This is a genomic window from Nonomuraea endophytica, from assembly GCF_014203235.1.
GTDB classification, from domain to species: domain Bacteria; phylum Actinomycetota; class Actinomycetes; order Streptosporangiales; family Streptosporangiaceae; genus Nonomuraea; species Nonomuraea endophytica.
Genome location: NZ_JACHIN010000006.1, coordinates 592722 through 617133, shown reverse-complemented (window position 1 = coordinate 617133; position 24412 = coordinate 592722). Strand labels below are relative to the sequence as shown.

Sequence of the window (24412 nt, the reverse complement as noted above, 5' to 3'; positions counted from 1 at the left end):
CCCACGGCCGGCCGTTCAGTGGCACCTGAAGCTTGCCCGGCCGGATCCGTATTTTCCTGAGTGGTGGATTCTCTCCAGCGGATAGACACGATCCCCGCGCGAATCTGCCCGTTACCCACGCCGTGGCGGCAGGCCATCCAGAAAAGGATGATCACTCCCAGGACAACGACCACCGCGGTGAGGAACAACCAGACTCCGCCTGGGCCGACCGCCGAGAGGAGTTTCCCGGCGTCGGCCCACATGGATTACCTAGTCCGCCAACCCACTCGTGAAGTGGAGAACCGCCATGGGTTCCCTCCTTCCTCATAGTCATCAACGTGTAATCCTGTTGATCCGTCCTCGGCAGAGCGCCTGATGGATCGCGCGACGGCCAACCATTACCACCGCACGTTCATTTGTGGCGGCCCCGTCCGCGTCCTGGGGAACGACGACGCCGCCAGCCATCGGACACAGGCTCTCCCGCGTGGTCGTGCGACGAGGTCATCGCCTGTGGCCGACAGAGGGTTGAGTGCGTGGGATGCACCGCCACCTCATGAACCACGATCGGCGAACGTCCTGTTGATCGCAAGCTGTTCATTACGCCGCCCTGCTCAGGGCATGGCCTCCCTTGGTTGACAGGCGCCCTTCCGCGTGTTGTTATAGGCTCTAACAAACAAAAGAGATAGTAACGGAGGTTGCGATGAATACCGGGGAACTCGTCGAGGTGGTCCTGCCGGGCAAGGTCGAGCCGGAGGGGCTGCAGATCCGGCATGGAGAGGTGCCCGTCGCCGGACCTGGTCAGGTTCTGATCCGGATGGAGGCGACCGGCGTCTCCTTCGCCGAGCAGCAGATGCGCCGCGGGCGCTACTACGACCAGCCGGCGTTCCCGTTCGTGCCCGGCTACGACCTGGTCGGCACCGTGGTGGACACCGGTGAGGGCGTGGCGCCCGGTCTGGCCGGCGTCCGGGTCGCCGCGCTGGTCAAGGTCGGCGGCTGGGCCAGTCACGTGCTCGTGGACGCCGCGGACGTGGTTCCGGTGCCCGACGGGATCGGCGCGGCGCAGGCGGAGACCCTCGTCGTCAACGGCATCACCGCCTGGCAGATGCTGCACCGCAAGGCCCGCGTCCGCGCCGGGCAGACCATCCTGGTGCACGGCGCCAACGGCGGCGTCGGCTCGGTGCTCGTCCAGCTCGCCCGCGCCGCCGGCGTCAAGGTCATCGGCACGGCATCCGCCCGCCACCACGACGACCTGCGGGCCCAGGGCGTCGTCCCCGTCGACTACCGCGCCGGTGACGTCGCCGCGCGGGTGCGCGAGCTCGCCCCCGGTGGGGTGGACGCCGTCTTCGACCATGTCGGCGGGCGCGGCATCGTCGACTCCTGGCGGCTGCTCGCCCCCGGCGGCACCCTCGTCTCCTACGGCAGCGCCTCCACCCGCGACGACGAGGGGTCCAAGCAGTGGCCCGTTCTCAAGCTGCTCGGCCGGGTCTGGCTGTGGAACGCCCTGCCCAACGGGCGCCGCGCGTACTTCTACAACGCCTGGGCGGGGCACGCCCTGGCCAAGGACCGGTTCCGGGCGCGGCTGCGCGCCGACCTCACCCAGGTCTTCGCGGCGTTCCAGCGTGGCGACATCACCGCCAGGATCGCCGCCCAGCTGCCCCTCGCCCGCGTCGCCGACGCCCTGCGGCTGGCCGAGTCCGGCACCGTCGCGGGAAAGATCGTGCTGACGCCGTAGCGGGCCTTCATCGGGGGTACGGCTCGCGCAGCGTCGCCAGCCTGCCCTCGTCGTGGATGCGCCGGGTGGCGGCGCGGCCGGGGTAGCAGCGCATGAACATGTTCGTGAAGTGCGTCCCGTAGTGCAGCGGTGGGCCGCCGCACGGGTCCTCAAGGGAGCGGCCGAAGCTCGGCTCGTGGAAGTACGCCATCGCGAACCGCTCACGGTCGGCCAGCGCCACCTTGTGCGGCGTGGACAGCAGATAGCCGCCGGTCAGGAACTGCAGGATGTCGCCAGGAAACACGGTGAACACCCTCGGCACCGGCCGGACGAAGATCCACGGCGGCTCGTTCTCGTACATGCCCGCGGTGCTCTCCGCCTCCAGCCAGTTGCGCGAGCGCTTCTCGCCCTCGACCGGCGGCCGCACGTACAGGCCGCCGACCTCGTCCTGCGCGGCGATCACCAGCAGCCCGTAGTCGGTGTGGGCGCCGATGCCGCGCGCGGTCCGCGCCGAGCTCGGCGGGAACCGCAGCACGCGCATGTGGTGCCAGCCGCCCGCGGTGTGCCCGGTCAGCGTGTCCGGACCGCCCAGCCCCAGACCCAGAGCCGCCAGCCGCAGCAGCCGCTCGCCGATCGAGCCGAGCGCGGCGGTGAACGCCTCCATCCGCCGCTGGTAGTGCGGGCCTGGCCAGGGCACCGGGCCGTGGCAGGGCCAGCGCTCGCGCACCCGCGCGTCGTGCACGGGCACGTCCGGGCAGACGGTGAAGATCTCGGAGTAGTCGGTCTCGCCCGCGGTGACCTCCTCGCCGGAGGCGACGTAGCCGCTGTAGCTCAGGTCGCTGACATAGCTGGATTTTTCCGTTAGCGGCAGCGCGAAGAACTCCCTGCTCGCCTCGAACGCAGCGAGCGCCGTTTCGTGCTGGGCCGTGGTGGCGGCGACCTGGAAGATGCCGTCCCTGCGCCACGCCGCGACCATGGTACGGCCGAGCTCCAGGTCCGCCCGCGTCCCGGTGACGGCCTCCGGCAGGCTGAACGTGGTCAATTCCATCATCTCGTCCCCCTCGCTGGGAGCGGTGTGCGATTCGGCAACCTGTACGCGGACCGGCCCCCGCCCGGCCGTCCCGATCCGGCCGGACGCGCCCAGCGGTCGAACTCACGCGCCCGGTGGCCACCGTGCCACGCCGAACGGCCCCGCACCTGCTCCGGACGGCACCACACCGGCTCCGGACGGCACACACCTGCTCCCAAAGGCACCACACCGCTCCGGCCAAAGTCCGTCAGCGGAGGCCGGGCGTCCCAGAAGTGCGCCCGCCGTACCGGCTGGGGCGCAGGGCGGTGGCGACGAGGACGGCGGCGAGCGCGACCAGGGCGGCACAGATGACCAGCGCGAACGCGTAGCCGCGCTGGGCGGCCAGGGTGACCAGCAGCGCCACGCCCACCGCCCCGCCGACCTGCTGCACCGAGGTGAGGACGGCCGAGCCGACCCCGGCGTCCTCCGACGTGGTGCCGGAGACGGCGGCGGTGGTCAGCGCGGGCAGGCTCAGCCCGCAGCCGAGGCTGGTGACCAGCATCCCCGGCAGGACGCCGCTCACATAGCCGTCGCCGGGCGCCACCCCGGACAGCAACAGCAGCCCTGCGGCGCTGACCGTCAACGCGACCAGCAGCGCGGGCCGCGTCCCGAACCGGGTCACCGCGCGGGACGACAGCCACATCCCGGCCAGGACCCCACCCCCATAGGGCAGGTACGCCACCCCGGCCACCAGCGCGCCGTACCCGAGCCGTGTCTGCAGGTGGATCATCAGCAGGAACGCCATCGCGTAGAAGGCGGCGGAGAACAGCAGGATCGAGAGGTTGGCCACGGCCCGGACACGGACCGCGAGGAACGCGAGGGGCACGAGCGGCTGCGCCGTACGGGACTCGACCACCAGGAACGCCGCCGCCAGCACGGCGGCGAGCAGCAGCGGGAGCAGGACCGCCGCCGAGACCCAGCCCGCGTGCTCGGCCTGGAGCAGCCCGTAGACCAGCGCGAGCACCGCCGCGGTGCCCAGCAGGGCGCCCGGGACGTCCAGGCGGGCTCCGCGCGCGGCCCGGCTCTCGCCGACCAGGCGGGGGACGAGCAGCAGGGCCAGCGCCGCTACGGGCAGGTTGATCAGGAAGATCCAGCGCCACGACGTCAGATCGGTCAGCACCCCCGAGATCACCAGCCCCATCGTGCCGCCCAGGGCCGCGATGGCGCCCCAGACGCCGACCGCCCTGGCGCGTTCGCCCTCGCCGGGGAACATCAGCGTGATCAGCGACAGCGCGGCCGGGCTGGCCAGCGCGGAGCCCATGCCCTGCGCGAACCTGGCCGCCACCAGTTGCCACGGCTCCTGGGCGAGGCCGCAGGCCAGGCTGGCCACGCCGAACGCGGTCACCCCGATGAGGAACGCCCGCCGCCTGCCCAGCAGGTCGGCGGCCCGCCCCGACAGCAGCAGGAAGCCGCCGAAGGCGAGGAAGTAGGCGTTGACCACCCAGGCCAGCCCGGCGGCGGAGAAGCCGAGTTCGCCGCGGATGGCGGGCAGGGCGACGTTCACCACGGTGTCGTCGAGGACAAGCATGAACTGCACGGCGCACAGGACCGCCAGCGCAGGGGTTTTCTTCGTCACCCGACGACGCTAGGCGCGGGCCGCCGATGGCCGCAATCCGCGATGAGGCCAGGTGATATCGCGCTGAGGACATAGGCTGGCCGCATGAAGACCGAGGTGCCGCCCGGCGTCGGCGCGATCGTGGTCGGGCACTTCCCGCTGTCGTCGGGGGAGTGGATCCCGCCGCACACCCACACCCACCACCAGATCGCCTGGACGCGGCGCGGGGTGGTCGGGGTGGCCGTGGGCGACTCCTACTGGGTGCTGCCGCCGACCGTCGCGCTGTGGATACCGGCCGGGGTGGAGCACCGCACCGGGGCGACCCGTGACGCGGTGCTGTGCGGCCTCTACCTGGCGCCGGAGCGCTGCGCGCTGGACTGGCCCGAGCCCACGCCGGTGGGGGTGGACGGGCTGCTGGCCCAGCTGTTCACCTACCTGGGGCGCGACGACCTGGCCGACGGTCCCCGGCTGCGGGCCGAGGCGGTCGTGCTCGACCTGCTGCGCCCGCTGCCCGCCCTGCCCATCGACGTGCCGCGCCCGCGTGAGGAGCGGGTGCGCGCCGTGGCCGACGCGCTGATCGCCGATCCGGCCGACGCGCGCGGGCTGGAGGCCCACGCGCGGGCGGCGGGGGTGAGCCGGCGCACGCTCACGCGGCTGTTCGTCCAGGACACCGGGATGAGCTTCGAGCGCTGGCGGACTCATCTGCGGTTGCGGGCCGCCCTCCCGCTGCTCGCGGAAGGACGGCCCGTCTCCGCGGTGGCGCGGGCGGTGGGGTATGCGACGGCAAGCGCGTTCCTCGCCGCCTTCCGCCGCACCGTGGGGACCTCGCCGGGCCGCTACCTGAACGCGGAGTCGTGAGGCCCTAGACCGAGTACTTGCAGACCAGGGACTGGGCGCCGCCCTGGGCGTAGCCGAGGTAGGTGTAGGTGGGGTTGTAGTACTGGCAGGCGGCCGAGGGGCTGCCGCTGCCGAGGTAGATCAGGTTGGGGGAGGCGTACCGGTAGCAGCCGAGGCTGCCGTTGTAGAAGCCGACGATGGAGCTGGAGTGGACCTTGGCGGCGCAGTATTCGCCGATGGAGAGCGGGCTCATGACGATGTCGATCGGGCCCGCGGCCTGGGCGGGGGCGGTGCTCACGGCGAGGGCGCCGAGACAGGCCAGCGCGGCCGTGGTGAGGGCGAGCGCGCGACGGGGCATACAAACCTCCAGGGGGCTCTGAGCTGCGTTGATCGCAGTATTAATTAGGAAACCTTCCTATGCAATGGGCTCACAGCAGAGCCTTCACGCTGTGTTGGAGGCGGTCAGACATGCACCACCCGGCGGAGGGCCGCCTAGGGTGGTCGCCATGCAGTACAAGATCCAGGGAACACCGTCGGCGGAGGTGTCGGCGGAGCAGGCCGAGACGTGGCACGGGGTGATCGCCGCGTCGCTGGGGCACGATCTTCCAGGTCAGCCGGTGCCCACCCGCGCCCAGTTGACCGTGCCGCCGTTACACAGCCGCCGGTTGGTCTGGATGGCGGCCGAGCCCGGCGGGCCGGTGGCCGGGGTGGCGTCCTTGCGGTTGTTCGACGCGCCGGGCATGGACCATCTGAGCGAGCTCGACCTGCACGTGCGCCCTGAGCTGCGGCGCGGCGGCGCAGGCTCGCTGCTGCTGGCGGCGGCGGTGGCGGCCGCGCGGGCCGAGGGGCGGCGGGCGATGATCACGGCGGTGGCCGCCGGCGGTCCGGGCGACGCCTTCTGCGCGGCCCGCGGCCTGCGGCGCGTGCTGACGCTCCGCCACCTGCTGCTCGACCTGGCCCAGGCCGACTGCCGGGAGGCCGACACCGCACGGCCCGGCTACGACCTGGCGTTCTGGACCGGGACCGTCCCCGACGGACTGGCCGACGCCTTCGCCGAGGCCAAGAACGCCATGAACGACATGCCCACCGGCGAGATGGACTACGGCGCCCGCCGCTGGGACGCCGCCGCCGTCAGGGAGATGGCCAAGGTGCTCGCCGATCGCCGCGACACCCTGCTGACCCTCGCCGCGCTGCACGGCGAGACGATGGCCGGATACACCGAGATCGTGATCAGGTCGGGGGAGCGCCGCCGGGCCGCGCAGTACGACACCGCGGTGGTGCCCGCGCATCGCGGCCACGGCCTGGGGCTCTGGCTCAAGGCCACGATGGTGCGCAGGTTACGCGTCGAGCATCCCGATCTGGCCGAGGTCGAGACCGACACCGCCGAGGACAACGTCCACATGCTGGCGGTCAACGAACGCCTGGGCTACCGGGCCCACCGCAGCACGCACGAGTACCAGTTCGACCTGTAGGAGCTCCATGCACGAGGACACCGGCCGATGACCGCCCAGGCGGACCTGCGGCCCTTATGGCGGCGGCGCGACTTCACGGTCTTCTGGGGCGCCCAGACGCTGTCGGTCGCGGGGGACTCCTTCGCGATCATCGCCGTCCCGCTGCTCATTCTCAACGTCACCGGCTCCGTCGCCCAGATGGGCCTGCTGACCGGCGTCTCCGGCGCCGCCGGCGTCATCGCCGGGATCTTCGCCGGCGTGGCCGTCGACCGCTTCGACCGCCGCAAACTGCTCATCGGCTGCGACGTCGTGCGGTGCGTCCTGTATGCCGCCATCCCGCTGGCCTGGCTGAGCGGCCCCAAGGTCTGGCTCCTGTACGCCGTCCTGCCGCTGGCCGCGGCCGTGGGCATGGTCTTCCAGGTGGCGTACGTCTCCTCCGTGCCCACCCTGGTGGGGGAGGACCGGGTCACCGAGGCCAACGGCAAGCTCTACGCCACGGCCGCCGCCGCCAGCGTGCTCGGCCCGATGCTGGCCGGCGTCGTGGCCGGCTGGCTCGGGCCCACGGCGGCGATCGGCATCAACGCCGTCGGCTTCGCCCTGTCCGCGGTCGGCGTCTACATGGTCAGGCTCGCCCGGCACGAAAGGCCCGCCGTACACGGGGCGCCCTGGCGGGAACTGGTGGCCGGGGCGGTGTTCCTGTGGCGGCAGCCGGTGCTGCGGGCGCTGACCGTGCTGCTGTCGTTCTTCATCTTCCTGACGCTCGGGCTCACCGACATCGTGATCTTCCGGTTGAAGCACGACCTGGGCCAGCCGGACGCCGTCATCGGCGTCGTCCTCGGCATCGGGGCGGTCGGCACGATGATCGGGGCGACGCTGGTGACCCGGCTGCGCGGGCGGCTCGGGTTCGGGCCGACGTGGGTCAGCGCGCTGGCCGCCGCCGGGCTGGCGATCGCCGCCATCGGGTTCATCGGCACCGTGTGGGGCATCGGCGCCGCCATGGGGCTCTACCTGGCCTGCGTGAGCGTGGCCGGGATCTGCAGCCTGTCGCTGCGCCAGCAGGTCACGCCCAGTCACCTGCTCGGCCGGGTCACCTCGGCGTTCTGGACCATCCACTACTCGCTGGGGCCGCTCGGCGCGGCGGCGCTGACCTGGGGCGCGGGCCGGTTCGGCTCGACGCCGGTGTTCGTCTTCGCCGGGATCAGCTGCCTGGCGATCGCCGCCGCGGCGCTGCTCACCCCTGCCCGGCAGCGGCATCCGGAGCGGACCGCAGCCGCGCCGCCAGGAACGGAGCCGTGACACTGGCCTCGGCGCCGGCGACCGAGCGCGGCGGGCCCGCGGCCACCACCCGGCCGCCCGCCGCGCCGCCGCCGGGGCCGAGGTCGACGACCCAGTCGGCGCGGGCTACCACGTCCATGTCGTGCTCCACCAGCACCACCGTGTTGCCCGCCGACACCAGCCCGTCGAGCTGGGCCATCAGCCGGTCCACGTCGGCCGGATGCAGGCCGGAGGTCGGCTCGTCCAGCACGTACAAGGTGTGGTCGCGGCGTACGCGCTGCAACTCGCCCGCCAGCTTCACCCGCTGTGCCTCGCCGCCCGACAGCGTGGTGGCGGGCTGCCCGAGCCGCAGGTAGCCGAGGCCCACCTCGGCCAGCGTGTCCAGGCTGCGGGCGGCGGCGGGCAGACCGGACAGCGCCTCACGGGCCGCGTCCACGGTGAGGTCCAGCACGTCGGCGATGGAGCGGCCGGCGACGCGCACCTCCAGCGTCTCGGCGTTGTAGCGGCGGCCGTGGCAGACCGGGCACGGCGCGCTGGCCCCCGGCAGGAACAGCATCTCGATGGAGATCTCGCCCTCGCCCTGGCAGTTCTCGCAGCGCCCGCCCTGCACGTTGAAGGAGAAGCGCCCGGCGTCGTAGCCGCGCTCGCGCGCCGCCGGGGCCGCGGCGAACATCTTGCGCACCGCGTCGAACAGGCCCGTGTACGTCGCCAGGTTCGAACGCGGCGTGCGGCCGATCGGCTTCTGGTCCACGCGTACCAGGCGGGCCACCTGATCCAGGCCGCTCGCCTTCACCACGGGCTCCTCACCGGCCAGGTACGCCTCCACCGCGGCGGTCAGCACGTGCGTCACCAGGGTCGTCTTGCCCGAGCCCGACACGCCGGTCACCGCGGTGAACGTGCCGAGCGGGAAGCTCGCGTCCACCTCGCGCAGGTTGTGCAGGGTGACGCCGCGCAGCTCCAGCCAGCCCGACGGCACCCGCGGCGTCCTGGAGGCCGGGGGACGGCCGAACAGGTAGCGGCGGGTGACCGACTCCTCCACGCCGGCCAGGCCGGGCACCTCGCCCGAATACAACACCCGGCCGCCGTGCTCGCCTGGGCCCGGGCCGACGTCGACGATCCAGTCGGCCTGCCGTACCACCTCGAGGTCGTGCTCCACCACGAACAGCGAGTTGCCCGCGGCGCGCAGCCGGTGCAGGGCCGCGACCAGCGCGCGGGTGTCGGCCGGGTGCAGGCCGGCGGAGGGCTCGTCGAGCACGTACAGCACACCGAACAGGCCCGAGCGCAGCTGCGTCGCCAGCCGCAGCCGCTGCAGCTCGCCCGCCGACAGCGTGGCGGTCGTGCGGTCGGCGCTGAGGTAGCCGAGGCCCAGCTCGGCCATGGTCTCGATGCGGCCGCGCAGGTTCTCGGCCAGGGCGTGCGCGGCCTCCGCCCGCGCGCCGTCCAGGCCGGGATCGGCGGCGAGTGCCTCGGCGAGGTCGGTGAGCGGCAGCGCGGCCAGCTGCGTGATGTCCCTTCCGCCGAACAGTACGGCCAGCGCCTCCGGCCGCAGGCGCCGCCCCGCGCAGACCGGGCACGGCGAGGAGACCAGGTGCCGCTCCGCCTTGGCGCGCAGCGAGGCGCTCTTGGTCGTGGCGTAGGTGTGCAGCACGTAGCGCTTGGCGCTGGCGAAGGTGCCCTGGTACGGCCGGGTGATGCGGGAGGCCTCGCGGACCGGGTGGATGGTGACGACGGGCTGCTCGTCGGTCATGAGGATCCACTCGCGCTGCTCGGCCGGCAGCTCCCGCCACGGGCGGTCCACGTCGAAGCCCAGCTCGGCGAGGATGTCGCGGTAGTTCTTGCCCTGCCAGGCGCCGGGCCAGGCGGCGATCGCGCCCTCGCGCACGCTCAGCGACGGGTCGGGGACCAGGCTCTCCTCCGTGACCTCCTGCACGGTGCCGAGCCCGTGGCAGTGCGGGCAGGCGCCGGCCGGCGTGTTGGGGGAGAAGAAGTCGGAGTCGAGCGGCGCGGCGCCCGGCGGGTAGTCGCCCGCGCGGGAGAAGAGCATGCGCAGCACGTTCGACAGATGGGTGACGGTGCCGACCGAGGAACGGGTGCTGCCGCCGCCGCGCGCCTGCTGGAGCGCGACCGCGGGCGGCAGGCCGGTGATGTCGCCCACCTTGGGCGCGCCGGCCTGCTCGATGAGGCGGCGCGCGTAGGGGGCGACGGACTCCAGGTAACGGCGCTGGGCCTCGGCGTAGACGGTGCCGAAGGCCAGCGACGACTTGCCCGAGCCGGACACGCCGGTGAACACCACGATCTCGTCGCGGGGGGCGTCGAGGTCGACGTGGCGCAGGTTGTGCTCGCGGGCGTCCCTGACCCGGATCATGGAGTCCATGCGTCCAGGTTATGCTTGCGGACCCACGGTGACCTGGCCGACTGTCAGCGCGGGCGTGCCCTCCATGATCTCGCCGAGGCGGGTGACCTGCTCGTCGAGCTCGTCGCGGTGGGCGGGGGAGAGGGGTTGGAGCGTCTCCACGGTGACCGCGATCTTCTTGCCCGAGCGCTTCTGGTGCCACACCCCGCCGACGACCCCGTCGAGCAGGACCAGCGGGTAGTTGCCCGCCTGCCCCCTGTTCAGCGCCCGCTCGAACGCCCGGCCGGGGAAGAGCAGCTCGCGGGGCTGCCCGGCGATCGTGTACGCGTCGAAGTACGGCAGCAGCCGCACCCCCTGCGCCGGGGCGGCCGGGGCCGAGGTGTCACCGGCCAGCACCCACGCCCGGCCACCCTCGTAGGCCACCTCCTCCAGCTCCAGCTCGCCGAACGCCTGGCTCGCCCAGCCGACCGGCGTGCCCAGCCAGCGGGCGAACTGCTGCGGCGTGGCCGGGCCGTACGCGTGCAGGTACGCCGCCGCCAGCGCTCCGCGACCGGGGGCGGGCTCGAAGGCGGGCGGCGCGGTGAAGGTGACCTTCCTGCCCCGGTTCGGGCCGAAACACAACGCGCCCCGGTGGGCCGCGTGGGCCACCGCCTGCCGCCAGCGCGGCCACATGTCCTGGAAGGCGGGCATGACCTTGTCACCGGCCCACGGGCCGGTCTCCGCCACGACCGCCTCGCTGAGCTCGTCCATCGTCAGCACGGCGCCGGTCAGCACCCGGCGCAGCGCCTCGACGACCTCCTCGGTCTGGCCGGGCGTCAGCCGTACCCCGTCGGGCATGACGTTGTGCGCGGCCGGGATCGTGGACAGCGCGCCCACCCACATGGGCAGGTCGCGGGTGGCCAGCAGGTGCACGGTGCCGCGCGGCCCGTAGGTCTTGACCAGGCCGCCGTCCTGCCACAGGGCCTGCTGCACGTCGGTCCTGGTCGCCCCGTCCAGGCGCAGGGCCAGCGAGTGCTCGCCCGCCGACAGCACCTGGGCGTGGACGCCGGCCATCGCCGAGGCGAGGTCGGCAGGCGATGCGTCCTTGACCGGGTCGGCCAGTCCCTGACGCAACAGCCGCCGCGCACTGACCTCAGGCCACGAAAGTTCCCTCATGAAACCCCACGTTAGAGCTTATTGCGGCATGGTTCGTGCCGCATTGATCAGGTCTTGTCTCGTCTGGCCGGTGGCCTGCGCCGCCTTGTAGCGCTCCTCGCCCAGCTCGGCCAGCAGGCGTTCGGAGAGGCGGTCGTAGTCCCGCTGCTCGGCCGTGCTCACCGGGGTGCCCTCGCGCAGCTCGTCGTGGATCGCCACCAGGCCCGCCGCCTGCTCGGGGCGTCCGTTGGCGGTCAGCGCGGTGGCCAGGGCCAGCTGCCCGAGCGGGAAGCCGAGCTCGTCGCGCAGCGCCTCGGAGGCGTCGAGCGCGGCCAGGCTCAGCCGCAGCGCCCGCCGCGCGTCGCCGCGCCCCTCGGCCACGAACGCCTGCTCCGCCAGCACGAGCGGCAGGTACGGCGGCGGCTCGGCGACCTCGTCGGCGGGAGAGGCCAGCGCCCGGATCTCCCGCAGCAGCGCGTCGGCCCGCTCCAGCTCGCCGCGCTGGCGGGCGGCGAAGGCCAGCGACATGGCGGTCAGCACCTGCGAGGGGTGGTGGCCCTGCAGCTTCGCCAGCTCCAGGCCCCGCTCGCACAGCGTCGCGGCCTCGTCGTGGTCGCCGCGCTGGTAGGCCAGCCAGCCGAGCCAGCCCATCCGCCCGGCGACCTCGACCCACAGCTCCAGCTCCTCGGCCATGCGCAGGGCCTCGCGCTGCAGCCGTTCCGCCTCCCGGGCCTCGCCGCGCAGCTCGACCGCGCCGCCGAGCCAGCCGTTCGCCTCCATCAGCCCCCAGCGGTCACCCAGCCGGGCGAAGGCCGCCCGGCTGGGCTCGGCGTCGCGCTCGATCCCGGCGACGTCGCCGCGCACGTGCGCGAGCTTGGCCCGCAGGGCGCGCACGGCCGCCGCGCCCCACTCGTCGCCGTGGGACTCGAAGACCGGCAGCGCCGCGGCGACCAGCTCTTCGGCCGCGGCCATGTCGCCCAGGTCGACCGAGGTGTAGGCCAGGAACCACTGAGCCCGCGCCTTCTCAGGCCCGTCCGCGTCGAAGGCGTCCAGCGCCGCGGCCCGCAGCGCCGCGCGCCCGGCCGCCTCGCCCGTGGCCTCCGGGTGGCGCAGAAACTCCAGGCCCGTCTTCCAGGCCAGCGCGACGGCTCGCTCCTGAGGCGCGCCGCCGGGCAGGGCCAGCGCCGCCGTCAGCGAGCGCACGCCCTCCGACAGCCGGCCCCGCAGGAACCAGTACCAGCCGAGCGCCCCGGCCAGCGCGAGCGCCTCGCCCGCCGCCCCGTTCCTGACCGCGTGGCCGAGCGCCGCGCGCAGGTTGGCGGCGTCGGCGTCCAGCCGCCGCAGCCACTGCCGCTGCTCGCTCCCACGCAGGTACGGCTCCGCCCGCACCGCCAGCCCGGCGTAGTAGCGGTGATGCCGGGCCTGCAGATCCTCCAGCTCGCCCGCCTCCCGCAGCCGCCCCACGCAGTAGGCGGCCACCGACTCCAGCAGCCGGTAGCGCCCCTCGTTGACGCTCACCAGCGACCGGTCGATGAGCCGGGCCAGCAGGTCGAGCACGTCGAGCCCGCCGTCGCCGCCCACCTCCTCGGCCGCCTCCATCGAACACCCGTCGGCGTGCACGGCCAGCCGCCGCAGCACCGCCCGCTCCTCCTCGCCGAGCAGCTCCCAGCTCCAGTCGATCATCGCCGTGAGCGTCTGCTGGCGCGGCGGCGCGCCCCGGTGCCCGGTGGCCAGCAGCCGGAACCGGTCGTCCAGCCGCTCCACGACCCCGCCCACCCCGAGGGCCCGCACCCGGGTAGCGGCCAGCTCCAGGGCCAGCGGGATCCCGTCGAGCCGCCGGCACAGCACGGCGACCGCCGCGGCGTCCTCGTCGGTGAGGGAGAAGCGCCGGTCGGCGGCGGCGGCCCGCTCCACGAACAACCGGACCGCTGCGGCCTGCCGTACACGCTCGGCCGCCTCGCCGGGGCCCGGCACGCGCAGCGGCGGCACGCTCCACACCAGCTCACCGGCCAGGCCGAGCGGCTCCTGGCTGGTGGCCAGGAGCCGCAGGCCGGGCGCGCCGGACAGCAGCCGCCCGGCCAGCTCGGCGACCGGGTCGATCACGTGCTCGCAGTTGTCCAGCACCAGCACGGCCTGGCGGGAGCGGAGCGTCTCGGCCAGGCGTTCCACCGGGTCGCCCGCTCCCTGCAGGCTCAGCACGACGCCGATCGCCTCGGCCAGCCTGGCGACCGCGTCGGCGTCGCCGGGCCGGTCCACGGCGGCCAGCTCCACCAGCCACACCCCGTCGGGCGCCGACATCCGGCCGGCCACCTCGACGGCCAGCCGCGTCTTGCCGACGCCGCCGGGGCCGGTGAGCGTGACGAGCCGCTCCTCCCCGGCCCTGGCCAGGATCTCTTCGACGGCCTCCTCGCGGCCGATGAGCGCGCCCAGCGGGGCCGGGACGTTGCCCTTCAGCCGGGCGGGGTCCGCCGTCGCGCTCGCCGCCGGGGCGGCCAGCGCGGGATCCTGCACCAGTACGGCCCGCTGGAGCGCGGCCAGGTCCGGGCCGGGGTCCAGGCCCAGTTCCTCGGCCAGCACCTCGCGATGCGTCTCGTAGCTGGCCAGCGCCTCGCTCTGGCGGCCGGAGCGGTAGAGGGCGCGCATGTGGGCCGCGCGCAGCCGTTCGCGCAGCGGGTGCTCGGTCAGCAGGTCGCCCAGTTCGGCGGCGAGCGCCGCGTGCTCACCGAGCGCGAGCCGTACCTCCGCCTGGTCCTCGCGGGCGGTCAGCCGCAGTTCGTGCAGGCGCGCGGCGGCGGCGCGGGTGAAGTCGTGGTCGGCGAAGTCGGCGAAGGCGGGCCCCCGCCACAACGCCAGCGCCTCGGCCAGGTGCTTGGCGCGCGCCTTCGGCTCCTCGGCGGCCGCCGCCTCGGCCAGCAGCGACTCGAAGGCCGCCGCGTCGCTCTCGCCCCTGAGCACGTAGCCGGCGGGGGTGTTGGCGACGAGGTCGCGCCCGCCGGGCTCGGCGTCCTCCAGGATCCTCCGCAACTGGGACACCTTCACCGAGAGCGCGGCCGCCGGGTTGCCGGGCAGTTCGTCGTCGCTCCACAGGTCGTCCACGAGCCGGTCGGCCGGGACCGGCCGACCGGCGTGCACGAGAAGGTCGCTGAGCAGGCCTCTCACCTTGAGCCCCGGCACGCTGACAGGCTCGTCGCCGGAAGTCCATACGGTCAGGGGTCCCAAAATGCCGAAACGCATAAGGGCCACCGTAAGTGGATGAGAAAGATTCCGTAAACGCCGGAGCGCACAGTAAGGCCATGACGCAGCAGACGCTCACCAATGACCTCGGTTTCACCGCCTACCTGCCCGGCCGGAGCGGCTACGACGAGCAGCGCGGCCAGCCGTTCCGGCCGGACATGGACGCCCGCCCCGCCCTCGTGGCCCGCGCCTTCACCGCGCACGACGTCCGCATGGCGGTGCTGGCGGCCGGCGAGCGCGGGCTCCCGCTGGCGGTCCAGGCGACCGGCCACGGCACCCACGTCGCCTCCGACGGCGGACTGCTGCTGAAGACCACCGACATGAACACCGTCACGGTCGACCCGCACCGCCGCACCGCCACGGTCGGCCCCGGCGCCGTCTGGGGCGACGTGCTGGCCGCCGCCGCGCCGTACGGGCTCGCGCCGCTGTCCGGCTCCTCCCCGACGGTCGGCGTCACCGGCTACACGCTGGGCGGCGGCCTCGGCTGGCTGGCCCGCAGGTACGGCTTCGCCGCCGACAGCGTGCTGAGCGCCCAGGTCGTCACCGCCGACGGCCGGATCGTCACCGCCGACGCCGAGCACAACCCCGAGCTGTTCTGGGCCCTGCGCGGCGGCGGCGGCAACTTCGGCGTGGTGACCTCGCTGGAGTTCCGGCTCTACCCGGTCGCCGAGGTCTGGGCCGGCGCGGTCACCTTCGCCGTCACCGACGCCGCCGCCCAGCTGGCCGCCTACCGCGACTGGGCCGCCACCGCGCCGCCTGAGCTGAGCACCGCGGCCGTGCTGACCAGGGAGCGCACCCTCGTGATCAAGGCCGTGGGCCCGGACCGGGCGGCGGTCGAGCCGCTGCTGCGCCGCATGGGCACGGTCATCCAGGACGACCTGCGGCTCATCCCCTTCGCCTCGGCGGCCATGGGCGGCAACCCGGCGGTCACGCTGGAGCTGTACAAGAGCCTGCCGGACGAGGTCCTGGAGTCCGCCGTGGACGTGGACGGCGCCGCCGTGGAGGTGCGCCACTGGGGCGGGGCGATCGCCACCCCGGGTCCCGACGCCGGGCCGGTCAGCCACCGCGACACCGAATTCTCCGTGATCGTCACCAAGCGCGTGGCGCTGCCGTACGTCACCGGAAGGTCCTTCCTCAACTTCTCGAACGACCCGGCGCGCGTCGCGAACGCCTACACCGCGGCGAACCTGGAGCGGCTGCGCGAGGTCAAGCGCGCCTGGGACCCGGGCAACATGTTCCGCCTCAACCTCAACATCCAGCCGTGATCCGGCTCGCCGTCATCGTCGCCAGCACCCGGCACGGCCGCTTCGGCCCGACCGTCGCCGCCTGGCTGACCGCGAAGGCCAGGCGCCGCGCCGACCTGGAGATCGATCTCGTCGACCTGGCCGAGACCCGCCTGCCGCAGGACCTCACCGACCCGGACCAGCCACTGCCACCGCGGGTCGCCGCCCTGGCCCCGCGCCTGGCCGCCGCCGACGCCTTCGCGGTCGTCACCCCCGAGTACAACCGGAGCTTCCCCGCGCCGCTCAAGACCGCCATCGACTGGTACTACGAGGAGTGGCGCGCCAAGCCCGTCGCCTTCGTCGGCTACGGCCGCGAGTCCGGCGGCCACCACGCGATCAGCCAGCTCCGCCAGGTCTTCACCGAACTCGACGCGGTGGGCATCCGCGAGGCGGTCACCCTGCCCTGCTACTGGGAGCTCTTCGCCGCCGACGGCACCTGGCCCAAGGCCACCGCGACCTGCAACGCCGAGCTGAACCACATGCTGGATCGGCTCAGCTGGTGGGCGCACACGCTGCGCGAGGCGCGTCTCGTCACGGCCCACCCATGATCTTTGAGTATTCTCCCAGGTGGATGTAGAGACCTGCGGCTTCGCTCCGACTCAGGGGTGACACGAGAGGAGCACGTGCATGAAATACATGCTGCTGATCTACAACAACGCCGAGTCGCGCAAGGCCATCGAGGCGGACATGGACACCGTCATGGCCAAGGTCGACGAGATCATGAGCGAGCTGCAGGCCTCCGGCGAGTTCGTCGGCGGCATGGCGCTGGCCGAGACCTCACGCACGGTCCAGGTCAGGGACGGGGTGCCCGTCGTCACCGACGGCCCGTTCGTGGAGGCCAAGGAGCTCATGGCCGGCTACATCACCGTCGACGTCGAGAGCTTGGAGCGCGCGACCGAGATCGCCGCTCGCTGGCCGGACGCCGCGCTGTGCGCGATGGAGATCCGCCCGGTCATCGGCGAGGTCGAGTAGGTGAAGGCCGTCGAGGACCTGCTGCGCGAGCTCGCGCCTCAGGTCCTCGGCGTGCTCGTGCGCCGCTACGAGCAGTTCGACGCGTGCGAGGACGCCGTCCAGGAGGCGATGCTGGAGGCCTCGGTCCAGTGGCCCGAGCGCGGCCTGCCCGACAACCCGCGCGCCTGGCTCGTCACCGTCGCCTCGCGCCGCCTCATCGACCAGGTACGCAGCGACGCGTCCCGGCGGCGCAGGGAGGAGACGGTCTCCGCCTGGGCCGACCCCGAGCCGGAGGAACCGGTCCCCGGCCAGGACGACACGCTCACGCTGCTGTTCCTGTGCTGCCATCCGGCGCTGTCGGCTCCCTCGCAGCTCGCGCTCACGCTGCGCGCCGTCGGCGGCCTCACCACCGCCGAGATCGCCCGCGCCTTCCTGGTGCCCGAGGCCACGATGGCCCAGCGCATCAGCCGCGCCAAGCAGAGCATCAAGACGGCCGGCGCGCAGTTCACGCTGCCGCCAGAGGGCGAGCGGGCCGAACGTCTCCGTGTCGTCCTGCACGTCCTCTACCTGATCTTCAACGAGGGCTACACCGCCAGCTCGGGCCCCGACCTGCACCGCACCGACCTGACCGCCGAGGCGATCCGGCTGACCCGCGCGGTGCGCCGGCTGCTGCCCGCCGACGGGGAGGTCGCCGGGCTGCTGGCCCTCATGCTGCTCACCGACGCCAGGCGGCCCGCCCGAGCCGACGCCGACGGCCGCCTGATCCCGCTGGCCGAGCAGGACCGCTCGCTGTGGGACCAGGCGATGATCGCCGAAGGCGTCGAGCTGGTCAGCACCGCGCTGGCCGGGACCGCACTCGGCCCCTATCAGCTGCAGGCCGCGATCGCCGCCGTGCACGACGAGGCGGCCAAGGCCGAGGACACCGACTGGCCGCAGATCCTCGCCCTGTACGAGCTGCTCGCCGGGGTGTCGGACAACCCCGTCGTGCGGCTCAACCACGCGATCGCCGTCGCCATGGTCCACGGGCCGCTGGCCGGCCTGGAGCTCGTGGACGCGCTGGCCAAGCCGCTGGCCGCCAACCACCGGCTGTACGCGGTGCGGGCGCACCTGCTGGAGCTGGCGGGGGAGGTGGCGGCGGCCCACGACGCCTATCGCGAGGCGGCCCGCCGTACCACCAGCCTGCCCGAGCAGCGCTATCTCACGGAGAGAGCGGAACGGACGCGAGGGCCCGGTTGACCGCGGACAGCACGGCCCGCACGGGGGTGTCCCGGCTCGCGCCCCACCAGGTGGCGCCGTTCACCCGGCACTCGGCGTAGGCGGCGTCGTCCTGGGTGGTGAGTTCCAGGATCTCGGCCTTGATCCCGGCCGCCGCCAGCTCGCGGACCAGGGCGTCCACGCTGTCGCCGGGCGAGCCGGTGCGGCCCGGCGTGAGGTAGGTGGCCGTGAACAGCTCCCACAGGTCCTCCGGCGTGGCCTCGCGCACGCTATTTCCGGTACGGCATGCCGCTCGGGCGTTGCGGATTCACAGGGTTTCTTCCTCTGTCGCCGTCCTGCCAGGGAGAGACCGGCAGCACGGCACCCCGCGGCGGGGTGCCGGTCTGGATCAAGCCCCGCCGCGGCAGCCGAGAAGAAGCCCGGTGTACGACATGCCGGATACAGTTACACACAACCAACTCCTCAGACAACCTGAGAGGTGAACGATGCCGCTCGGCGCCCTCCGCCCGAGCCCCCTCGTGGAGCAGGCCGCCCAGGCGCTGCGCGAGGAGATCGCCGCGGGCCGCTGGCCCGTGGGCACCAAGCTCCCGGGCGAGACCACGCTCGCCGCCCAGCTCGGCGTGGGCCGCTCGACCGTGCGCGAAGCCCTCCGCGCCCTGGCCGGAGCCGGGCTGGTGCAACCCCGGCAGGGGTCGGGGGTGTTCGTCATGGCGACGGAAGCACAGGAGGACTGGCCGGCCCGGCTGCGACGGGCGGCCATCGGAGACGTGTACGAGGTGCGCATGCTCGTCGAAGTACAGGCGGCCCGGCTCGCGGCCACCCGCCGCACCGAAGCCGACATCACCGCGCTGAGGGTGGCGCTGGCCACCCGCCGGGAGATCGCCGCCGGGGTTTCGAAGGGGGCGGAGCTCGACGCCCGGTTCGTCGACGCCGACATCGCGCTGCACGCGGCCGTGGTCGCCGCCGCGCACAACCCGGTGCTGACCGACCTGTTCGCCGAGTTCGTCCCCGCGCTGCGCAAGGGCCTCATCGACCTGCTCGGCCTGCTGGACGTGCGCTCCCACGAGCGCGGCCACGGCGACGCGGCCCACGCCGCCCTGGTCGAGGCGGTCGCCGGCGGGGACGCCGGCGCCGCGGGCGACATCCTGGAGCAGGAGCTCCGCGAGACCCTGGCGCACCTGCGATGATGCCGCTCCCGCCGCGCGAGGTGGCCCCCGGCGCCGTGCACGTGCCCGGCTGGCTCGGGCTGGACGAGCAGCGCACGCTGGTGAGCGCCTGCCGCGAGTGGGCGAAGGGCCCGGTCCCGATCCGGCACACGGTGCTGCCCAGGGGCGGCGTCATGTCGGTGCGGACGGTGTGCGTGGGATGGCACTGGCAGCCGTACCGGTACACGCGCACCGCCGACGACGTGAACGGCCTGCGCGTGGCCGAGTTCCCCGGATGGATGGTCGAACTGGGCCGCCGCGCCCTCACCGGCGCCGGCCTGCCGGAGCTCGCCGCCGGCTACACACCCGACACCGCGCTGATCAACTTCTATGACGATCAGGCCCGGATGGGCATGCACCAGGACAAGGACGAACGCTCCGACGCCCCGGTGGTCTCGCTGAGCATCGGCGACGCGTGCCTGTTCCGGTTCGGGAACACCGAGACGCGCGGCCGGCCGTACACGGACGTCAGGCTGGAGTCCGGCGACCTGTTCGTCTTCGGCGGGCCCTCGCGTTTTGCCTACCACGGCGTGCCCAAGGTCTACCCGGGCACCGCCGACCCCGTCGTCGGCCTGCGCGGACGCCTCAACATCACCATGCGCGTCACCGGGCTGTGACGCCGTCCAGCAGCGTGCCCAGGCTGGTGGCGAACGTGCGCCGCGCCACCTGCTCCAGATAGGGCACGTCCGGTTCGAGGGCGGGCCCGGCGTCGCCCCGCTCCAGCCACGACACCGACGGGAACCGTTCGGCGAAGTCCGGCGCGACCTCCAGCAGCAACGCGGAGCGCGCCCGCCACCACTCCTCGTCGGACACCCCCGTGGCCGAAGGCGCCTGCCGGGTCTCGGCGACGGTCCTGGCCGCCCCCCGCACCACGTCCACGAGCGCCGCCACCACCCCCCGCAACCTCTCGGGCTCCAACCCCGTCCCGCGCAGAATCCCGGTCACCGTGTCGATCATCGCGAACTCGTTCGGCCCCAGCACCGGCCGCGCCTGCGACACCTGCAGCACCCAGGGATGCCGGACGAAGAACTCCCGCAGATCATGCGCCCAGGCGACGGCTGCACTCCGCCACCCCTCGTCCAGCGGATACGAGGTGGGCAACTCGCCCATCGCCCGGTCGTACATGAGGTCGACCAGCTCGGTCTTGCTCGGCACATAGGTGTAAAGCGCCATCGCGGTCCGCCCCAGCCGCTCGCCGACCGCCCGCATGGACAGCGCCGCCATGCCCTCGGCGTCCGCGACCTCGATCCCGGCCGCGACGATCACCTCGACGCTCAGCCCCGGCTTGGGCCCCGGCCGCGCCTCCTTGCGCTCCTCAGCCCCCCACAACAACGCCATGGTACGGCGGGCATCGCCCTGACCCGCGTAGACGACCACCCGGACCCCTTACGCCAAGATCTCTTTACACCCTAAGGATAACCACCCTCTGGTCTGGGCGAGCGCGCCCTCCCGGATCCTGATTTGTCGGCTGATGAGAGGTCTCTCATGGGCGTGTCAGCACGGTCTCATCGCTCGCCGGAAAGCTGCTTGACAGCAGACGGAGAGACGAGGAGACCGGACATGGGCAAGATCAAGCTGGTGCTGGCGGGTTCGGCGCTCGGGCTGGGGCTGGGGGCCGGGGCGCTGGCCGTACCCGCGCTGGCGGAGGAGCGGACGTGCCGCGGTTCGATCGGCGCGAGCACGCTCGACAACGTCCGCGTCCCGCAGGGCGCGACGTGCGCGCTCACCGGCACGCGGGTGAAGGGCACCGTCAAGGTGGAGCGGAACGCGGTGCTCGTGGCGCGCGGGGTGCGCGTGATCGGCAACGTCCAGGCGGAGGGCGCGCGGGCGGTCACGATCACGAAGAAGTCCACGGTGGGCGGGAGCGTGCAGGTCAAGCAGGGCGGCGCGGCGAAGGTCAGCTCGTCCCGGGTCACCGGTGACATCCAGTACGACGCCAACCGGGGCGCGCTTCAGGCGGTCGGCAACCGGGTCGGCGGCAGCATCCAGATCGTCGGCAACCGCGGCCGGGCGCTGGTGGAGCGCAACACCGTCAAGGGCAACCTGCAGTGCAAGGAGAACAGCCCGGCCCCGACCGGCGGCGGCAACGTGGTGGGCGGCAACAAGGAGGACCAGTGCGGCCGCCTCTGACCTAGGAGTGCGTCGCGCGGATCTCGGTCACGTGGAAGGCCTCGACGACGTGCCGGTTCTGCAGCAGGAACCCGATCACGGCCGCCACCGCCTGCGCGGCCAGGGCCGCCCTGACCTGCCCGCTCAGGAGGTAGACGAGCGGCGTGGACGGCTGGGTGAGCCCGAAGCCGCGGCCGTGGCGGTGGATGTCCTGCAGGGTCTTGATGGGAATCGGGCGCGCGGTGGTGAACCACGCCGCGACCTCCCACAGGTGCAGGGCCGGATCGTCCTCGGCCGAGTCCTCGTAGCAGGTGACGCAGCCGCGCCCGGCGTGGCGGCCGTGCGGGCAGGTCCACCGGGCGGCCTCGGCCCGGCTCTGCTCGCGCTCGCCCAGAGCCGCCGACTCGACGACGCGCCGGCGCTGCGGGCGCGGGGGCCGGTCCGGCAGGGGCAAGGAGTCGCTGATGGTGATCGAATCCTTCCCGCCTACGTTCCTACAGCCTAACCCGCACGGTCACGGCTGTTCTCCCGCGCAGACGGCGAAGCCGTAGGAGAGGGCGAAAAAGCGCATGGCGGCCTCCTGCGGATCGGGCCGCAACGACGCCTCGACCAGGAGCTGGACCGTTCCCGTGTCCCCGGCGGCCAGCGCCGCGCGCGCCCGCTCGGCGTAGCCGCCGAGCCGCCCGGCCAGCCGCCTGCCCGGCTCGACGAACCGGGCACGCAGCAGCGCGGCGTCCGCCTCCGGCGGCCTGATCGCCGCGATGCGCTCCACCGTGGCCCGCATGACCCGCGCCGCGCGTTCGAGTTCCTCGACGTCCTGTTGCTCGGTGCTCACCGGATACCGCTCCGGGTCGGTCTGCTGCCCGGCCGCCAGGCAGGCGGCCTCGGCCGCGGCGACGTAGCGCCGCTTGGCGGCCAGCGTGTCCTGCGAGGACGGCAGCAGCGCCGCGGCCACGAGGATGACGGTGCCTAGGGCGACACGCGCGTCCATGCGCTCCTCCGAGAGAGTGGTGCCGGGGTGCGGTGCCGCACCCCGGCGGGGGTTCAGCAGGAGATCCGGCGCTGCTCGGTGTAGCCGAACGACCGGGCGCCGCTGCCGCCCTGGGCGATCCAGCCCTTGGTGTGGTTGCGGTAGAGCTGGTTGCCGCCCGAGCATCTCCAGGCCGGCTGCATGGTGAAGGTGACGGCCGCGCGGGTGAAGTGCCGGCGCGTGTACGCCTTGTTCCGCCAGACCCCCAGGCCCCGGTACTGGTCGAGCCGCGCGTCGACGTACCCGCTGCGCCCGATGGGCCCGGTGAAGCGGTCGCAGTGCGCGATCGTGGAGATCTTGATGTACGCCCCGCTCCGCCATGGCGCGGCCATCCGCACGTAACCGCCCCCGCAAGGCAACGGACGGGCGGCCGACTCCACGGCACCCACAGAGGCGGCCGCGCTCGCCTGCCCGGCGGGCAGCGTCACGGCCGCGAGCCCAGCCGTGACGGCCAGTGCTCCGATCACCCTGGTAAGGCTCACCAGTGACTCCTTTCCGAGAGGAACCGGCGCGGCGGGTGGGCCGCGCCCGACATCACGGAAGGCTAGGTTCGTGGCCTTGTCGCGCACATCTACCAGGGGGTTGACCGTGCCCGAAGCTTTCGCGGTACACGCCTGAAACTCTCGCGGTAGCCCTTGACGGTTCACCTGCTGTTCTACGAGCATACCTCTAACACAGAACAGCGTTCGGTAATACCGAACAATTGAGGAAGTGCATCACATGACGACCACCACAGACGTCGCCGCGAGCGCCATGCGCAAAGCGATGTGGCGCCTCGGGCCCTTCCTCGGCCTGCTCTACCTCATCGCCTACATCGACCGGAACAACGCCGGCTTCGCCAAGCTGGAGATGACCACGGCGCTCGGCATCACCGAGTCGGCCTTCGGGCTGGCGGCGGGCATCTTCTTCATCGGCTACCTGCTGTTCGAGGTGCCGAGCAACCTGATGCTGCAGCGCTTCGGCGCCCGCCGGTGGATCGCCCGCATCATGGTGAGCTGGGGGATCGTCGCGGTGGCGACCGCGTTCGTGACCGACGCCACCCAGTTCACCATCGCCCGCTTCGTCCTCGGCGTGGCCGAGGCGGGATTCTTCCCCGGCGTGCTGCTCTACATCACGTTCTGGTTCCCGCAGCACTACCGCACCACGATCCTGGCGATCTTCGCGGTCTCCAACCCGCTGGCCAACGCGATCAGCGCGCCCATCTCCGGCTGGATCATGGACCTGCACGGCCTGTGGGGGCTCGAAGGCTGGCAGCTCGTCTTCGTCCTGGAGGGCATCCCCGCCGTCCTGCTGGCCTTCGTCACCTACAGATGGCTGCCCGACCGGCCGCAGGACGCGCGCTGGCTCGACGACGCCGAGCGCACCTGGATCACCACCACCCTGGCGGAAGAGCGGGCGGCCACCGAGAAACGCCACGGCCGCCTCGGCCTGGGCGCGGTCTTCAGGAACGGCCGGCTGTGGAGCCTGATCTTCCTGTTCTTCGGCGTCGTCTTCGGCGCCTACGGCCTGGGCCTGTGGCTGCCCACGATCGTCAAGGGCATGGGCGGCTACTCCTCGACCGTCACCGGCTGGCTCGTCATGATCCCGAACCTGTTCGCCGCGCTGGTCATGCTGCCCTGGGAACGGTTCGCCAGACGCCGGGGCAACATCCCGCGCCAGGCCGGCATCACGCTGACCGTCACCGCGCTCGCGCTGCTGGCCGCCGTCGCCGCCCGGGACGTGCCCTGGCTGGCGCTGGCCGCGATCAGTGTGGGGCTGGCGGCGCTGTTCTCCACGACGCCGCTGTTCTGGAGCCTGCCGCCCAAGTTCCTCACCGGCACGGCGGCCGCCGCTGGGCTGGCGTTCATCAACTCGGTGGGCAACCTGGCCGGGTTCGCCGGGCCGTACGCCATCGGGTGGATCAGCGAGACCACGGGCACGGCCGTGTGGGGGCTGCTGGTCGTCAGCGCGCTGACGCTGGGCGGCGCGGCGGTGGCGTTCACGCTCTCACGCAAGAAGGAGTGGGCGGACTGACCATGGGG

23 protein-coding genes are annotated in these 24412 nt (G+C 73.0%); 12 read left to right on the top strand and 11 right to left on the bottom strand.

The window, feature by feature from the left end:
• The first annotated feature begins 679 nt into the window (after positions 1 to 679).
• A complete protein-coding gene (locus HNR40_RS25025) occupies positions 680 to 1711 on the top strand; it encodes a medium chain dehydrogenase/reductase family protein (protein ID WP_184965278.1) in 1032 nt (343 codons plus the stop codon).
• Positions 1712 to 1718: 7 nt separating this feature from the next.
• Here the strand turns inward: HNR40_RS25025 and HNR40_RS25020 are convergent, their stop codons facing one another.
• Complete coding sequence (locus tag HNR40_RS25020) at positions 1719 to 2741, bottom strand: 2-oxoglutarate and iron-dependent oxygenase domain-containing protein (RefSeq protein WP_184965276.1); 1023 nt, start codon at positions 2739 to 2741, stop codon at positions 1719 to 1721.
• Positions 2742 to 2967: 226 nt separating this feature from the next.
• The gene (locus HNR40_RS25015) at positions 2968 to 4335 is read right to left on the bottom strand and encodes an MFS transporter (protein WP_312896499.1); all 1368 of its coding nucleotides are present in this window, start codon (positions 4333 to 4335) and stop codon (positions 2968 to 2970) included.
• Positions 4336 to 4419: 84 nt separating this feature from the next.
• On the opposite strand from HNR40_RS25015, the gene HNR40_RS25010 reads away from it, so the two are divergent.
• Positions 4420 to 5172: an AraC family transcriptional regulator gene (locus HNR40_RS25010; RefSeq protein WP_184965274.1), complete on the top strand. Its 753-nt coding sequence runs from the start codon at positions 4420 to 4422 to the stop codon at positions 5170 to 5172.
• A 4-nt stretch (positions 5173 to 5176) separates the two neighbouring features.
• On the opposite strand, the gene HNR40_RS25005 is transcribed toward HNR40_RS25010, so the two are convergent.
• The gene (locus HNR40_RS25005) at positions 5177 to 5509 is read right to left on the bottom strand and encodes a hypothetical protein (RefSeq protein WP_184965271.1); all 333 of its coding nucleotides are present in this window, start codon (positions 5507 to 5509) and stop codon (positions 5177 to 5179) included.
• A gap of 148 nt (positions 5510 to 5657) precedes the next feature.
• On the opposite strand from HNR40_RS25005, the gene HNR40_RS25000 reads away from it, so the two are divergent.
• Positions 5658 to 6623, top strand: coding sequence for a GNAT family N-acetyltransferase (locus HNR40_RS25000; protein WP_184965269.1), 966 nt, complete (start codon positions 5658 to 5660; stop codon positions 6621 to 6623).
• 27 nt (positions 6624 to 6650) lie between these two features.
• The gene (locus tag HNR40_RS24995; RefSeq protein WP_184965267.1) at positions 6651 to 7898 is read left to right on the top strand and encodes an MFS transporter; all 1248 of its coding nucleotides are present in this window, start codon (positions 6651 to 6653) and stop codon (positions 7896 to 7898) included.
• Here the strand turns inward: HNR40_RS24995 and uvrA are convergent.
• Genes uvrA through HNR40_RS24980 form a run of 3 tightly spaced genes read right to left on the bottom strand, consistent with a single transcriptional unit; the run spans position 7834 to position 14598 of the window.
• Entirely contained in the window at positions 7834 to 10251 is a 2418-nt protein-coding gene (gene uvrA / locus HNR40_RS24990) for an excinuclease ABC subunit UvrA (protein ID WP_184965265.1), read from the bottom strand. The genes HNR40_RS24995 and uvrA overlap by 65 nt on opposite strands.
• Positions 10252 to 10260: 9 nt before the next feature.
• Positions 10261 to 11385 (bottom strand): winged helix DNA-binding domain-containing protein, encoded by a 1125-nt coding sequence (locus HNR40_RS24985; RefSeq protein WP_184965263.1) that lies wholly within the window; start codon positions 11383 to 11385, stop codon positions 10261 to 10263.
• An 18-nt stretch (positions 11386 to 11403) separates the two neighbouring features.
• On the bottom strand, positions 11404 to 14598 hold the full coding sequence (locus HNR40_RS24980) for an AfsR/SARP family transcriptional regulator (protein ID WP_184965261.1): 3195 nt from the start codon (positions 14596 to 14598) through the stop codon (positions 11404 to 11406).
• Between the two features lie 59 nt (positions 14599 to 14657).
• Here HNR40_RS24980 and HNR40_RS24975 point away from each other — a divergent pair, with 59 nt between their 5' ends.
• From HNR40_RS24975 to HNR40_RS24960, 4 genes are all read left to right on the top strand, one after another.
• On the top strand, positions 14658 to 15863 hold the full coding sequence (locus tag HNR40_RS24975; protein WP_184965259.1) for an FAD-binding oxidoreductase: 1206 nt from the start codon (positions 14658 to 14660) through the stop codon (positions 15861 to 15863).
• Complete coding sequence (locus HNR40_RS24970; RefSeq protein WP_312896498.1) at positions 15860 to 16429, top strand: NADPH-dependent FMN reductase; 570 nt, start codon at positions 15860 to 15862, stop codon at positions 16427 to 16429. The genes HNR40_RS24975 and HNR40_RS24970 overlap by 4 nt, the downstream gene beginning before the upstream one ends.
• Before the next feature lie 79 nt (positions 16430 to 16508).
• Positions 16509 to 16853, top strand: coding sequence for a YciI family protein (locus HNR40_RS24965; RefSeq protein ID WP_184965257.1), 345 nt, complete (start codon positions 16509 to 16511; stop codon positions 16851 to 16853).
• On the top strand, positions 16854 to 18068 hold the full coding sequence (locus tag HNR40_RS24960) for an RNA polymerase sigma factor (protein ID WP_184965254.1): 1215 nt from the start codon (positions 16854 to 16856) through the stop codon (positions 18066 to 18068). It begins immediately after the preceding gene.
• Here the strand turns inward: HNR40_RS24960 and HNR40_RS24955 are convergent.
• Positions 18031 to 18315, bottom strand: a complete 285-nt coding sequence (locus tag HNR40_RS24955; RefSeq protein ID WP_184965252.1) for a hypothetical protein — start codon at positions 18313 to 18315, stop codon at positions 18031 to 18033. The genes HNR40_RS24960 and HNR40_RS24955 overlap by 38 nt on opposite strands.
• A gap of 217 nt (positions 18316 to 18532) precedes the next feature.
• Between HNR40_RS24955 and HNR40_RS24950 the strand changes: the two genes are divergently transcribed.
• Both HNR40_RS24950 and HNR40_RS24945 read left to right on the top strand, forming a co-directional pair.
• Positions 18533 to 19234, top strand: coding sequence for a FadR/GntR family transcriptional regulator (locus HNR40_RS24950; protein WP_184965250.1), 702 nt, complete (start codon positions 18533 to 18535; stop codon positions 19232 to 19234).
• The gene (locus tag HNR40_RS24945; protein ID WP_184965248.1) at positions 19231 to 19869 is read left to right on the top strand and encodes an alpha-ketoglutarate-dependent dioxygenase AlkB family protein; all 639 of its coding nucleotides are present in this window, start codon (positions 19231 to 19233) and stop codon (positions 19867 to 19869) included. The genes HNR40_RS24950 and HNR40_RS24945 overlap by 4 nt, the downstream gene beginning before the upstream one ends.
• Here the strand turns inward: HNR40_RS24945 and HNR40_RS24940 are convergent.
• The gene (locus tag HNR40_RS24940) at positions 19856 to 20629 is read right to left on the bottom strand and encodes a TetR/AcrR family transcriptional regulator (RefSeq protein WP_184965246.1); all 774 of its coding nucleotides are present in this window, start codon (positions 20627 to 20629) and stop codon (positions 19856 to 19858) included. The genes HNR40_RS24945 and HNR40_RS24940 overlap by 14 nt on opposite strands.
• 183 nt (positions 20630 to 20812) lie before the next feature.
• Here HNR40_RS24940 and HNR40_RS24935 point away from each other — a divergent pair, with 183 nt between their 5' ends.
• A complete protein-coding gene (locus tag HNR40_RS24935; RefSeq protein WP_184965244.1) occupies positions 20813 to 21382 on the top strand; it encodes a hypothetical protein in 570 nt (189 codons plus the stop codon).
• Position 21383: 1 nt separating this feature from the next.
• Here the strand turns inward: HNR40_RS24935 and HNR40_RS24930 are convergent, their stop codons facing one another.
• Genes HNR40_RS24930 through HNR40_RS24920 form a run of 3 tightly spaced genes read right to left on the bottom strand, consistent with a single transcriptional unit; the run spans position 21384 to position 22873 of the window.
• Complete coding sequence (locus HNR40_RS24930; protein WP_184965241.1) at positions 21384 to 21815, bottom strand: hypothetical protein; 432 nt, start codon at positions 21813 to 21815, stop codon at positions 21384 to 21386.
• Between the two features lie 60 nt (positions 21816 to 21875).
• Positions 21876 to 22352, bottom strand: a complete 477-nt coding sequence (locus HNR40_RS24925) for a hypothetical protein (protein WP_184965239.1) — start codon at positions 22350 to 22352, stop codon at positions 21876 to 21878.
• Between the two features lie 53 nt (positions 22353 to 22405).
• Positions 22406 to 22873: a hypothetical protein gene (locus HNR40_RS24920; protein ID WP_184965237.1), complete on the bottom strand. Its 468-nt coding sequence runs from the start codon at positions 22871 to 22873 to the stop codon at positions 22406 to 22408.
• 238 nt (positions 22874 to 23111) lie between these two features.
• On the opposite strand from HNR40_RS24920, the gene HNR40_RS24915 reads away from it, so the two are divergent.
• Positions 23112 to 24404, top strand: coding sequence for an MFS transporter (locus tag HNR40_RS24915; protein ID WP_184965235.1), 1293 nt, complete (start codon positions 23112 to 23114; stop codon positions 24402 to 24404).
• Positions 24405 to 24412: the final 8 nt, after the last annotated feature.

Bases quoted from the DNA above. Each gene is read 5' to 3' on its own strand.
- HNR40_RS24945 (WP_184965248.1), top strand. From the start codon at position 19,231: ATGATGCCGCTCCCGCCGCGCGAGGTGGCCCCCGGCGCCGTGCACGTG.
- HNR40_RS24975 (WP_184965259.1), top strand. From the start codon at position 14,658: ATGACGCAGCAGACGCTCACCAATGACCTCGGTTTCACCGCCTACCTG.
- HNR40_RS24950 (WP_184965250.1), top strand. From the start codon at position 18,533: ATGCCGCTCGGCGCCCTCCGCCCGAGCCCCCTCGTGGAGCAGGCCGCC.
- HNR40_RS24935 (WP_184965244.1), top strand. From the start codon at position 20,813: ATGGGCAAGATCAAGCTGGTGCTGGCGGGTTCGGCGCTCGGGCTGGGG.
- HNR40_RS24985 (WP_184965263.1), bottom strand. From the start codon at position 11,385: ATGAGGGAACTTTCGTGGCCTGAGGTCAGTGCGCGGCGGCTGTTGCGT.
- HNR40_RS24925 (WP_184965239.1), bottom strand. From the start codon at position 22,352: ATGGACGCGCGTGTCGCCCTAGGCACCGTCATCCTCGTGGCCGCGGCG.
- uvrA (WP_184965265.1), bottom strand. From the start codon at position 10,251: ATGGACTCCATGATCCGGGTCAGGGACGCCCGCGAGCACAACCTGCGC.
- HNR40_RS24915 (WP_184965235.1), top strand. From the start codon at position 23,112: ATGACGACCACCACAGACGTCGCCGCGAGCGCCATGCGCAAAGCGATG.
- HNR40_RS24980 (WP_184965261.1), bottom strand. From the start codon at position 14,598: ATGCGTTTCGGCATTTTGGGACCCCTGACCGTATGGACTTCCGGCGAC.
- HNR40_RS25005 (WP_184965271.1), bottom strand. From the start codon at position 5,509: ATGCCCCGTCGCGCGCTCGCCCTCACCACGGCCGCGCTGGCCTGTCTC.
- HNR40_RS24995 (WP_184965267.1), top strand. From the start codon at position 6,651: ATGACCGCCCAGGCGGACCTGCGGCCCTTATGGCGGCGGCGCGACTTC.
- HNR40_RS25025 (WP_184965278.1), top strand. From the start codon at position 680: ATGAATACCGGGGAACTCGTCGAGGTGGTCCTGCCGGGCAAGGTCGAG.
- HNR40_RS25010 (WP_184965274.1), top strand. From the start codon at position 4,420: ATGAAGACCGAGGTGCCGCCCGGCGTCGGCGCGATCGTGGTCGGGCAC.
- HNR40_RS25000 (WP_184965269.1), top strand. From the start codon at position 5,658: ATGCAGTACAAGATCCAGGGAACACCGTCGGCGGAGGTGTCGGCGGAG.
- HNR40_RS25020 (WP_184965276.1), bottom strand. From the start codon at position 2,741: ATGATGGAATTGACCACGTTCAGCCTGCCGGAGGCCGTCACCGGGACG.
- HNR40_RS24965 (WP_184965257.1), top strand. From the start codon at position 16,509: ATGAAATACATGCTGCTGATCTACAACAACGCCGAGTCGCGCAAGGCC.